The following is a 12,222-nucleotide window of genomic DNA, read 5'->3' on the forward strand; positions in this document are numbered from 1 at the left end:
AAATACCCGTCTTTTTAATAAAAATAGCCATGCATGCCTACGCTGCATGGCTTTGCATGCAAAAACCTGAATTTTCCACACCCCGCCGCACCAGCACTGGCGCGGCCTGAGCCCCTTCATGCACCTGCATTAAAAACGCCCCATGAAGCGGGCAGGCGTGGCGGGGAGAGCATTGCGCGCTCACTCTGGAATTTGTTTTTTTCTTGATTTTACTAATTTCTCCGAATTTTTAGGAAATTTATCAGGGTTAGCGAGTATTATTTGCTGAACTAGCTCCTTATCATCGTTCTTCCATCGGGAAAAGTTAAATTTTTGACTGTCTAACCATTCAGAAAGAGACGCTGATTCCGGTGCGTGAGGGAACAGCCTTATTATAGTTCTATTTACTAATTGTTTGTTTTGATCGTTCAATATAATAATATCGCCGAAATTCTCAATTAATAGTATTTGTTTTTTTACATCAAAATCTCTTTGGTAAATCAAGTCAATTAGACTATCTAACGTGGCTTTTTTATCTATATCAGATAGTATATTGAAAATTAGCCTGGTGTGATTGTTTTGAGGTGTGTTATTAATTGGGTTGTCTGCATACCATTTAGCTATTGCACCATTGCTAGACTTTATAAGAGAGATGGCGTTTGTATCACAGTATCTAAAAATAGCTCTGAGGTTTTTATCGATTTTAACAAAAAAGGTTGATAATTCTTTGTTTTCAGATGCTTTCTTTTTGGCAGCATTTATTATTGCTTTTTTAGTTAATGGGAGTTTATCCGAATCAAGAGTATTTTGCAGAAATAATGAGTCAATAGTTTCAATATCATTTTTGATAAAGCTATTAATTTTTTCTGAACATGGTTCATCCCAGTCGCTAAAAAAAGAAAGCGTAAAGTCAGGATTATAATGAGAACATAATATTGGGTATTGCTTTTTGATGAACTCAGCTATATTAAGTCTGGCTATATTTCCTTTAGCAAGTAAAGCCTTGATTGGGTTTACTATGTAGTCGGTTATCTCTGTGTCATTAAGTGCTAATACAATGTTGTCAAATGAAAAACTAAACAATAAGTGTTGCTCTACTATATTGTGAAATTCATCAGATGATAATAATAGCTCATCTACATTAATAGTGCTGATTACTTCTGTTATATCATTGCTCTTGGTGTCAATTGAGTTCAGTAGGGCTAATGATATAAAGTTTAATGGATGTTCTTCTTTTATATTTGTTAATGCCGAAGCATTACATAGTTCGGAACAGTCTTCTTCGTGCCATCTTGATGATAAAACTAGTAAATTTGCTTGTTCTAATGAGTAGTGCTGATTTGATTTTTCTATAAGCATAGCGATTTCTTCCGCAGCACTAAACGCCTTTTGTTTTATTTTTTCTGTTAACTCCTCCGTGTTTAATTTTATTTTTTCTATGAAGAAATTGTTAAATAAATCGAAATCTACGCTAAATCTAGAAAGGTGTTGTATTGATTTAATAAGCTCAGATTCATTTAGATTAATTTCACTGATATTTAAGTTTTTATACTCATTTATATGATGATAAAGAGCTGAGGCGAAAAAAATACCAGATATATTATCTTGATTTGGTAGAATTGTTGATAAATTATCTTTATCGTCAATAGCACAAAAAGAATTGGCTATTTTTATTATGTTCTCACATTTGTTTTTTATTTCTTCATTAGCATTGTCATCTGAATAAATCTTATTGAGTTTTAGGATTGAGCTTGAAAGATAATCTCTGATATGGTCAAAGTATGAACCTTGATAATCAATTTGTTTATGCCTGAGTTTTTCAATGGATTGAATTAAAGAAATATCAAGATTATTTTTCTCGATGTTTATATCTTTTGTGTTTAGTGCCATGATGACATCATTAATAATTGTTTTCGTTATTTCTAAATGGACATCATCAACCTCTGAAAGGATCAATATCCATTTAATCGGATCTGTCTTGTCAAGTACAGATTTCCATAATGAATTAAAACCATAGATGTCTGTTAATTTGAAAAAGTCTTTTGAATTACTATGCTCTATTGCAGTTAACAATGGTTCCGTTATTAATTCGCTTTTTGCTAAATGCTCGTTAGTTTGAAAGTGAAGGCAAAGGATATCTTCTATCCATATATCTTTATTATTGCCATTGAGTCTCTGAAGTTGAGGGTAACTTAACATATACTTATTGTAATACTCTTCAGAAATACCATGTATCTGAAGAAATTCCTTTGTATTTTCTATGTTATAGTTTAATGTAGCCCAAACAAATGGATTGTTATTATATCTACATGATAGGATATAAAATGAAGCCGCAATTGGAGAAACCACTTTGGGAGTAGTATAGATACTCAAATTAATATCGTTGATTAGCCTTTTTAGTAATCTAGGTGTAACTTGTAGATAGTTTTTAGGAAGCCACGCTTCTATTAATTGAGATATTTCTTTTGAGTGATTAATGTATTTATCATTAAAGGTTTCAGTCCAGAAATAATCAAAAGCATTTCGCCAGCCAGTTGATATTATTGGAGAGACTCTAAAGCTGACAGGTAACCTTTTTGATAAAAACTCCATTCCTTCATCATCTTTATCTGAAAGAGATTTTGCTAAATGTTCAGCAGAATATGGGATGATTATTTTTAATTTTGAATTGGAATTGTGAGTGATTAATTCTATATCGCTCCAAATTTCTTTTACTTTCTCTTTTGAAACTCTATCTAGGTTATCAATAATTAGTATAAATGTATGGTCATCAACACATTTCAAAAATCCGTTTAGTGCACTCTTTAACTCTAATGCACCAACCTCTTTAGATATGAGTACTGTTTCAGTAATGGTATCAAGACTATTTTTTTTAATTATATCAGAAACATTAATTGAACTATTTTTATCTCTAACCATTTGAAATATGAGGAGTAATATTAAAGGGGATACTACAATTACAGATTCAATAATTAATGCGATGGCACTATAGCTCTCATTATTAATTAATTTTGAAAAGTCTAATAAGAAATACCTAAAGCATTGCAACGATAATATGCTTGTGAAAATAAAAGAAAATGTCCACATGCTCATAGAGCTTTTTTGCTCTTTTTTATAAGAGAATTTATTACCTAGTGCAGTATCTTTATGGTCACTAAAAGCATGTCGAACATAATCTTTAACTTTAGGTTTTATACCATCATAAAGAACATTTATTAGAGCCTTTTTTGTTGAGCCATGATGATAAGTTTCCACATCAAAATCAATAAAGGTAATTTTATCGTTATCTTTTAGTTTTTCCTTAATGAGGGTTATCACAGTAGATTTTCCCGAACCCAAACATCCATCCAAACCAATTGTATTTATATCTTTTTGTAATAATATTGACGATATTTTATCTGCTAAATTTGAATGATTTTGCCCATCAAAGAGATCTTTTTCAGAAGGCTTTTCATCATATAATTTAAATTCCATTATAATCCCTTATCTTTTAAGTAAACAAAATTTCCCCACCAGTTCATTAAATCAATACGACTAGCGAGATATGTTGAGCGATTATATGCTTTTCTGACTTCATTTGGGTCACTGTGAGCAAGCGCGGCTTCTACGACATCAGCGTTAAACCCATGTTCATTAAGGGCTGTACTCGCAATTGAGCGTAAACCATGAGCAACCAATTTACCACCATAACCAATTCTTTTTAAAGCAGCATTAGCAGTCTGGCTATTCATCGGCCGCTTTGGATCATTTCTACTAGGGAAGATATGTTCACGATGAGCACTAATCGGTTTCATCACTTCCAGAATATCTAACGTCTGAGGCGATAAAGGTACAATGTGTTCACGCTTTGCCTTCATCCTTTCGGCTGGAATCGTCCAGAGTTTGGCATCGAGATCGATCTCTTCCCATAGAGCGCCAGAAGCCTCAGATGGACGCACGAGCGTCAGGAGTTGCCATTCAATTAGACAGCGGGTCGAAACTGAGAGATTCGACATCACCAAAGAGCGCATGAGCTTTGGCAATTCTTCTGGTCGAAGTGTCGGCATGTTTTGCTTTTTCGGTTTCTCAAATGCCATTCCGACACCCGATGCCGGATTAGCATCAATCAGGCCTGTGTTAACTGCGTAAATCATTATTTCGTTAATGCGCTGGACCAAGCGACGAACAGTTTCTAATGCACCTCGTGCTTTGATTGGTTCCAACGCTTCAACTATCGTTCTGGCCTTAATCTCCTGAACAGGAATCGCGCCTATTGCAGGGAACACATCCTTATCCAAAGAGCGCCAAATATCTTTAGCGTAGTCTTCAGTGACACTTTTGCTCTTCATTTTGAACCAGTTGGCGGCCACAGTTGAGAAAATACTATCCAACTCAATCTGACGTTGTTCTGATGCCTGCTCTTGTTGCTGCTGCGGATCCATACCTTGCGCAAGCGTGGTTAAGTGCTGGTCGCGTATCTGACGAGCTGCTGCGAGTGTAAGGGCAGGATATGAGCCGAGACTCAAATTTGTGCGGCTGCTGCTTCCAGGTCGTTGATAACGGAAGCGCCAGAGTTTTTTACCAGTGGTTTTGACGAGCAAGAACAAGCCATCACCATCATGAAGGGTGAAGTCTTTTTCACGGGGTTTGGCTTTAAGGATTTCATTGTTAGTGAGGGGGCGTGTGATACGCGCCATGTCTGGAGCCCTTCCATAATTGGTACACGTTTAATGGACCACAGTATAGCGTGTACCTAAACGTGTACCTAAACGTGTACCAATTTTCTCTGGATTTAGCCGGATGTTCTCGGACAACGACAGACACAAAAAAGCCCGCAGGGCTTGTGCCGTGCGGGCTTTCTGTACTTCACCGGACGTATCCGGATCATGATTTGGTGGAGCTGGCGGGAGTTGAACCCGTGTCCGAAGTTATGTAATTAGTTGAATATAAACAGCTAAATCTTGATGGTTTTTCTCGCGGCTCTTTTGCGGTTCTTTTCCTGTCCTTTCACTGACCTAAACATCGAATTTAAAATAGTAAGTATGGTAATAGATGTATGTATAAACTAACGGGTGATGATTTCGGCCTCTGATTAGGATAGCATTTTTTGCTAAAAGAAATTTTCTGGATAATTGTGCATAAAAATAATGTTACGCACAGAGTTATGCACAAAACTTTCCTCAGAAGCTAATGTCTGTGATGAAAAGGTGGTTTTTCTGGGTTTTGTTAATAATTTTGTTGATCCTGATTATCAGAGTCAGAGTTTTCGAAGGTGGCCAGAAGTAGCTCCTTCATGTACTCTTATTCACCATAAAGAACAAAAAAATGATTCGAAATCATCACCAACTATTTGTTAGATAAGGTTTTTAATGCCGCAGCCAGCAAAAAAAGCATCAGTTATTAGCGAGCAGCTAACTAAATACCTCCAAGATGAAGTGAGGATTGATGACTTTAGCTTTAGACGAATGTTACGTGAGATTGAAGCCCTTAGAGACCCGGTTTCTGAGGACTATCTGTTTGCGTTGGTCTATGGTGCGCATGGACAGGTGAATGAGGCGATAGGCTTCTTTGAGCGTTCCTTGCAGGTATGTAGTAATGAGGTTGTTGCAAAGAATTTTCTAGTCTTCTTGTCAGACTATGGGACGCTGAAGAAAAGCTTTGAAACAAGCATTGAGCTTGCTGAAAGCTTTGTATCCCCGTTTATTTATCTTCAAGCTTATGAAAACTGTATCTTCATGGGAAAGATGGGGCTGGCGGAGAAGTATTTTCAGTCTTATTCTAAGTTGTTCGGAGATAAGGAGCCTGAAAAAATGGATAACAATCTTGATGAAGTTGTTTCCCAGGTTGAATCTTTTAAGCAGCGTGCCGATCTTTCTGGTTTAGAATATGAGCTTATTTTTAAGAATGTATCTGATGTCATGGATGCTCAAAAGATTCACCCTTCTGGAATGCGTTTTTATAACATTTCAGAAGAGAAAGTGAATGCGATTGTATTTATGACAAAGTCTACAGATGCTGAACAAATCGCTGACATGAACATTGAGCTTGCTTTTTCAATGGCTGAGCACGACTGCTTAGCACGTAAAGATTTTGCTGTTTGGTTCGAATGTAAAGACGCCCATGTTGATGCGAACGCTATCTCTGAATCTGGTCTGATTACCCGGAGGATTTCGCATGTCGGTTAATAGCCAAGATTTTCTCGGTTTTGCAAAAGATTGTCATCAACGTAATGACGAAATCGGCTATCGAAATGCGATAGCAAGGTCCTATTATGGCGCATACCATCATGTCTTGCCATGTATGGTAAACGGGCCGAAAGATAGCCATCAGGGGCTAATCGATTATTTGCAAGGAGACGCTTCAAGGGGAAGTGAAGCGTATGAAGCTAAGTATCTGAAAGGTATAAGTTTCATTCTGGGGCAACTTAAAGCCCAGAGAATTATTGCGGACTATCGCCTTGATCAATCGGTCTCCCATAAACAGTCTGAAGTCGCGATTTTGACAACTGAGAGGCTCTTCGTTAAGTGTGCAGAAATGCTTAAATCGAGAGCCTCATAATTAAACATAGAAAGCCACTTAAGTGGCTTTTATTTTGATATTTTTGGCAGTATTACCGTCATATTCCTTTAAATATGAGCCGTAGTGTCGGAACAGCATTTCAGGTCCTTTATGGCCCATCTGGGCGGCTAACCAAAAGAGATTAGCACCGCGACTGATATGGCTGGTGGCGAATGTATGCCTAGTCTGGTATGGGTTCCTGTACCGAATGCCTGCTTTCCGTAGAGTTGGCACCCATGCTTTTTTTCTAATCGCGTCGGCACTTGCCCAAGGTTTATTAGTTTTCGGATCTTCAAAAATCGTTTCATCCTTCAAGAAAGTGAAGGGTTTTTGGCTGGTTAAAGCCGATAATGCTTCATCAGTCAGTTCTACTTTCCTCGTACCGGCTTTTGTTTTTGTTCCTTTGATGACGCCAACTACACTGGCATTTTGAACGTGTGCAGTCTTCCCTATAAAGTCGATATCACGCCAACGAAGAGCACACAATTCGGAACTACGCAGCCCTGTTTGTATCGCGAACCGGAAAAGATTCTCCCACTGCTTATTGCCAGCAGCAGAGAGCAAAGCAGCAACTTCTGCTGGTGATAGCGGATCAACCACATAACTACTTTCTGCTTCTGATTTATCACTTTGGTAACGTGAGGCTGTGACCAGTGATACAGGGTTAATCTGAAGCACTCCATCAGTTACTGCCTCATCCAAAGAAGAACGCAGGAATGACAGCTGGTTTCGGATAGTCTTCAATGTCGTTTTCTGGCTCTGGATCCATGTCTTCAATGCTGCCGGCGTCAGCTCACTTGCGGGAAAAATATGAAGTGATGACAGCGCGCTTCGACATTTCTTATATCCACCAATTGTTGAAGGGGATAGTTTCCTCGTTTCGCATATCACCAGATACTCGTCTAGGTACATCTTCACTGTTTTACCTGCGGCAGCGTTTCCGAAAATTTTTAACCGGGTAGAACGGGGAAAGTATTCCGCATAAACAAAAGTCCCCCTTTCGATCTTGTTGTGAATCTCGCCGAGGGTGCGCTCGGCGTATTTGATGTTTTTTGGAGTTACGTCCAGATTAGAAAGGGGCTCACGGCATTTCACCCCTTTATAAGTGAAGGTAATATTGATGGTTTCGCCGTTGCGGTGTTTCCTGATGGTTACGCCGCGCGGGAGTTTAGGCGATTCTGTCGTGCCCATTTTGCAACCTCACTAAGATCAATCCATCTTTCCTTAACGCCGTCGACCTTTAGCACCTGAACCCCCTCACGCCATACTCCACGTTGCACTCGTTTGTTGATGGCATCCGGGGTTTCGCCAGTCTCTTTGCAATAAGTTGAGATGGGAACACAATCGAGGCTCAGCATATATTTCTCCATTATCCCGGCTGCACCCGGGCATATTTATTTTTAGTGTCTAAATAGTGTCATTGATTGCTTGATTCATAACGCTATCAAGTATATCCTCGTCTATTTCAAAATTATATTTCCGCAAGTCAAGTATTGAAAAGAAAGTTTTCCCATCATCAGGTAGTGTTATCTTTAATGGCTCCCCAAACTTCGGGATGCGGAAACTCTTCCATTTGTTAATATATTTTTTGCATATATTGGCTATATCTTCTTGTTCGCTTTCAAATTGGCTCATGTTTATAATGAATTGGCCATGGTATTTACCTGAGTGCTTTGAGATATATGGTATGGATCTTAATAATTCTCTGTATTTAGCACAGTCACTATCATAACAGCTCATTGCTATTGCTAGTAATGGTGTTGCGCCCGGTTGCTCTTCAAGAATTCGCTCATATGCCTTTCTTCTTAGGTCCATATTTAATACTTCCCCATGGCCTTCTGCTATCACTTCCCACAGAGGGCCAGCAGGCTCAATTTTTTGAGTAAGATATTTTTCTATAAAAAAATTTCTCTCTGATGGTTGGCATGCTCTTATTTTGTTTGTTACCCAGTTTGAATCATATTTTTCAATCTGATCATAGGTGAATTCTATTTCACTAATGTAATCAATATATGAATCCCACTCCCAGTATTTACAAGCCGATATAGCATCCTCATAGGTTTCAAAGAAAAATGCACCTTTAAACCGAGATGGTGCTTTAGGGTGTTTACGATTTCTAAAGATTTCTATTTGATATTCAGATATAAAGTCATCGAAACGATTATGATTTTTTCCTGTAATAATTGAGTTGTACATCCATAGCGAGGGAGTTGGAAAATTATTTCCATTAGCATCCTTTGCTGTTATCGTCGTGATTCTACCAATCGCAACCTCCCACGCAACCATCGGATGTTCTATATTTAGGACCGCATATAACCTTAAATTTCCCATTTTCCCTCTGTGTTTAAATTACTATGAAAAAATGAAATTATTTATTCATAATTGACTATCAGGCATCATTGTAGCGTTTTAGTATCAGTTTATGTGATTGAATAATCAAAATATCTGCCACAGATCATGTCTTTTGATGTTGTTCATGACACTACATTTGTCAGTTCATTGAACCGGTTCATGAATAGACCATAGGCTTGTCCAGGACGTAGGGGGATCACCTGGACGAGATCAGAGCAGGGAATACCTGCCAGCATTTCCCACTTCGGACCATCGTCGATTTCCAGATCGCGGAGCTCGGTTGCCAGCATGGTTAGATCGGCATATTTCACGACAGCAGCTTGTTCAAGAGAGATACCGAATTTAAAGCGGATAAGACCATCAACATAAGTTTCCATGCGTTGGTAGTCAGGTAACAGGGCTTTGAGCGGGGCAGGAATATCCTGGCAATATGCCTCCGCAGCGTCGTGCATCAGCGCTTCAAAGGCGAACTCTGGCGGCACAATCTGGCTTACAAGCACAGAGTGCTGGGCCACGCTGTAGAACTCTGGAAGATGCCCAGCGAATCGACAGATGTTGGAAAGAGCAGTCGCGATATCCTCAACATCGATATCGTCGATAGTGGCGGTCAGGTAGTTAAATTTTTTGCCGGATAATGTCTGAATGTAGCTCATGGTTTTCTCCATATTGGCGCGCTGCACCGCGCAGATTTTGGTTGCACGAATCCCTCGCCGGGTGGCGATAATTAATGGAATTACGCTTCAATAAATCCCCGCGGCGCCGGGGATTTAATGCAGAGCAACTAGGCTTTAAAGTTACCGATGAAAGTTTCTACTGATTCGCCTTCGAACTTGCTGATCAGCAAATCGCGGAATTCGTTGGCGATCTCCTCTTCCTGGGCTTCAAGTTGGACGATGCGCAGAACAAAGCAGGGTTCATCGCTGGTCAGCAGGCTGTTACGCAAGTTAAAGCGGCGTTCGCCCAGACCTTCATACGGCACACATTTGAACTCGAACGCCACAGGCATTACGTCTTTGCTGCTTGCTTCAACGCTTTGCATCAGCGATTTTTTACCAGCGAAATCACCAGTTTCATGGTCCTGCTGGGTTGCTTGCTGAATAGTGATACGACGCACAGCCTGAGCCGCCTGGGAAATCTGCATCGTATTGCCATCAGCATCAAACGCCAGCAGGTAATCGCTCAAGTCTTCCAGCCATTCAGCGATTTGCTTTTGCTTCAGACGTTGACCATCGATCTGCAGTAACGCGCGGAACGGGGCGGTTTTCTTCAGGGTGATTGAAGCAACGTTATCGGCGTGACCGGGATTATCCAGGGTGCCGATGTTGAACACTGAACGGGCGGTCATGTTGTCAGCATCAATGAAGCAACGGGCTGGATCGCTGGCGCTGGCGTAACCTTTAGAATAACGTGCGAAATCGTCAATACTGGTTGTTATCATTGCACCACGGAAGCGGAAACGCTCCAGAGAAAAGCGCTCAAGGCTTTCAACGCTAGTGCCATCTGGCAGCAATGCGGTCGGGCAAGCCAGGCCATGAATATCATTCAGGTGGTAGCCAGAAAGGACCAGGTCTTTTACCTGCTGAAATGTACCGCTGTCTAACTGAGACATAAAAATTCCTTATTAACTGATGATCAAAGTGGTATCAGTGAGTTTGTTGTTGCGGATCACTGAGCCGCTTTAAGCTTTCCATCCACCGCGCCAGTGATCCCGAACAGCTGGCCCTGATCTTCCTGCAGGATGGTGAGCTTCCCGCCTTTGTTGACCCACATCGGGGTTTCGGTTGTGTCCTCTTCGGAAGCCTTACCACGCGGTGTTGGGGTGCTGTAGTTCAGCTTGTGCTTGATCTTCACGCGCTTCTCTTCAACGGAATTACCCATACGCTCAAAATCAAATGTGAGGACTACTTTGCCTTTGTTGCCGTTGTTCAGAACGCCAAGCGCGGTGGTATTAAGTGCTGCCGCGATTTTGTTCATGAACACGCCGGCATCCAGTTCGCCAAGAAAATCTGGCACTACGGTCATGCGGTCATTACTCATGGTTTTACCCTCGTTAAGGCGGCTGCCACCGCCGAACTCTCTCCATACTCAACTGCAAGCGCACTTTGTCTGTTTCATACCTGTCACCCATAACTGATAAGTGAAGAAGTGCGCTTGCATGTTGTGCCTTGAAAAAGGCTGGCGGTAACCTGACAAAAGGGAAAACACTGGGCCGCCAGAATAGTGATACAAGGCATTTGTTATCTTCACCAAACGTACCAATGATTACGTTTGATGATTTAAATGTACCTTTAGTTACCTTTTCGGTCAAGCGAGTAATGTACTTTATGTTACCTTGGGGAATGTAAAAAAGCCGAGGCTATGCTCGGCTCTTAATTTTGAAGGGATTAAATGTTTTGAGTGATTTGTACAACTTTTCCGACAATGCGACAGTTACCATCAATTTGGATTGGCTTAAATAACGGATTCAGTGGCATTAGGTATGAGTAGGGGCTATCCCAAACTAATTTTTTAACCGTTGCTTCTGATGTCCCATCCAATATAGCAACGACTATTTTCCCATATAGATCATCAAGCTGCCCATAATGGGGCTCGACTATAACAATAGAACCTTCAGGTATAGATGGAAGTCCTTGCGGGTTAGTCATCGACTCACCGCGGACTACTAACCCAAACGCTTCATCCGATACATTTGCAGTTGTTTGAGTCCAGGAAATCACGTCTGTAAGTCTTGAGCAGGCATAGCTATCCGTCCATAAACCGGCTTGAACTGCCGATATGATCGGTACAGCTACAGGGGGTTTCAAAAAAGGCACGACGCGCGTGTCGTCAATGGCCTCATCACCGCTTCCATAGAGTATCCACTCTGGTGTTGTTGATAGAGCCTGAGCCAACTGGTGAAGGTTCTCACCATCAGGCTTTGTCGTGCCGTTTTCCCATTTTGTAACCGATACACGGCTTACACCAAGCTTTTTAGCCAGTGCTAATTGGGTTATATCCAGCTGGATTCGTCTGGATCTGATGCGGTCTTTCATCTCTGTTTTCATGTAACCAATGTTACACCCTTTGCTTGTAACTGTTGTTTGCTATTTAATGTACCTTTTGTTACCTTTGGTTCATTCATCACACCGGAGGAACTATGTATAAGTCCGAAGTCGTAAAGCATTTTGGCGGTATCTCTAAAACCGCTGTTGCTTTGAATATCTCACACCCTGCCGTATGTCGTTGGGGAAAGGTCATCCCTGAGAAGCAAGCCTTCGTAATAGAGAGAATTACTAATGGGAAACTTAAGTATGACGCATCCCTATATCACAAGGTTACAGGCGTATCTGCTAACCAGTAACCACAGGAAAAAGG

General features: G+C 40.6%; 12 protein-coding genes. 3 read left to right on the forward strand and 9 right to left on the reverse strand.

The features are described 5' to 3' along the window. Positions 1-180: 180 nt before the first annotated feature. Together OGY08_RS21590 and OGY08_RS21595 are read right to left on the reverse strand one after the other, a co-directional pair. Positions 181-3,453, reverse strand: coding sequence for a P-loop NTPase fold protein (locus OGY08_RS21590; RefSeq protein WP_286566549.1), 3,273 nt, complete (start codon positions 3,451-3,453; stop codon positions 181-183). After that, positions 3,453-4,655: an integrase domain-containing protein gene (locus tag OGY08_RS21595; protein ID WP_125363600.1), complete on the reverse strand. Its 1,203-nt coding sequence runs from the start codon at positions 4,653-4,655 to the stop codon at positions 3,453-3,455. Before OGY08_RS21595 ends, OGY08_RS21590 begins: the two co-directional genes overlap by 1 nt. A 672-nt stretch (positions 4,656-5,327) precedes the next feature. On the opposite strand from OGY08_RS21595, the gene OGY08_RS21600 reads away from it, so the two are divergent. Together OGY08_RS21600 and OGY08_RS21605 are read left to right on the forward strand one after the other, a co-directional pair. After that, entirely contained in the window at positions 5,328-6,143 is an 816-nt protein-coding gene (locus OGY08_RS21600) for a hypothetical protein (RefSeq protein WP_284106327.1), read from the forward strand. Beyond that, positions 6,133-6,516 carry a hypothetical protein gene (locus OGY08_RS21605; RefSeq protein ID WP_286566554.1) on the forward strand — a complete coding sequence of 128 codons (384 nt, stop codon included), beginning with the start codon at positions 6,133-6,135 and terminating at the stop codon, positions 6,514-6,516. Before OGY08_RS21600 ends, OGY08_RS21605 begins: the two co-directional genes overlap by 11 nt. An 18-nt stretch (positions 6,517-6,534) precedes the next feature. Here the strand turns inward: OGY08_RS21605 and OGY08_RS21610 are convergent, their stop codons facing one another. From OGY08_RS21610 to OGY08_RS21640, 7 genes are all read right to left on the reverse strand, one after another. Next, the gene (locus OGY08_RS21610; RefSeq protein WP_286566556.1) at positions 6,535-7,707 is read right to left on the reverse strand and encodes a site-specific integrase; all 1,173 of its coding nucleotides are present in this window, start codon (positions 7,705-7,707) and stop codon (positions 6,535-6,537) included. Beyond that, entirely contained in the window at positions 7,668-7,874 is a 207-nt protein-coding gene (locus tag OGY08_RS21615) for a hypothetical protein (RefSeq protein WP_003826122.1), read from the reverse strand. Before OGY08_RS21615 ends, OGY08_RS21610 begins: the two co-directional genes overlap by 40 nt. 49 nt (positions 7,875-7,923) lie before the next feature. After that, on the reverse strand, positions 7,924-8,847 hold the full coding sequence (locus OGY08_RS21620) for a hypothetical protein (RefSeq protein ID WP_149281657.1): 924 nt from the start codon (positions 8,845-8,847) through the stop codon (positions 7,924-7,926). A 143-nt stretch (positions 8,848-8,990) separates the two neighbouring features. Next, positions 8,991-9,521 carry an HD family hydrolase gene (locus OGY08_RS21625; RefSeq protein ID WP_149281656.1) on the reverse strand — a complete coding sequence of 177 codons (531 nt, stop codon included), beginning with the start codon at positions 9,519-9,521 and terminating at the stop codon, positions 8,991-8,993. A 128-nt stretch (positions 9,522-9,649) separates the two neighbouring features. Beyond that, complete coding sequence (locus tag OGY08_RS21630; RefSeq protein WP_286566560.1) at positions 9,650-10,477, reverse strand: YfdQ family protein; 828 nt, start codon at positions 10,475-10,477, stop codon at positions 9,650-9,652. 56 nt (positions 10,478-10,533) lie between these two features. Then, on the reverse strand, positions 10,534-10,905 hold the full coding sequence (locus OGY08_RS21635) for a YfdP family phage-associated protein (protein WP_001515608.1): 372 nt from the start codon (positions 10,903-10,905) through the stop codon (positions 10,534-10,536). Between the two features lie 347 nt (positions 10,906-11,252). Next, complete coding sequence (locus OGY08_RS21640) at positions 11,253-11,912, reverse strand: LexA family protein (RefSeq protein WP_000845984.1); 660 nt, start codon at positions 11,910-11,912, stop codon at positions 11,253-11,255. 92 nt (positions 11,913-12,004) lie between these two features. Here OGY08_RS21640 and OGY08_RS21645 point away from each other — a divergent pair, with 92 nt between their 5' ends. Further along, complete coding sequence (locus OGY08_RS21645; RefSeq protein WP_000278289.1) at positions 12,005-12,208, forward strand: Cro/CI family transcriptional regulator; 204 nt, start codon at positions 12,005-12,007, stop codon at positions 12,206-12,208. The last annotated feature ends 14 nt before the right edge of the window (positions 12,209-12,222 follow it).

The sequence above is a fragment of the Citrobacter sp. Cpo069 genome (assembly GCF_030332785.1).
Classification (GTDB): Bacteria; Pseudomonadota; Gammaproteobacteria; order Enterobacterales; family Enterobacteriaceae; genus Citrobacter; species Citrobacter portucalensis.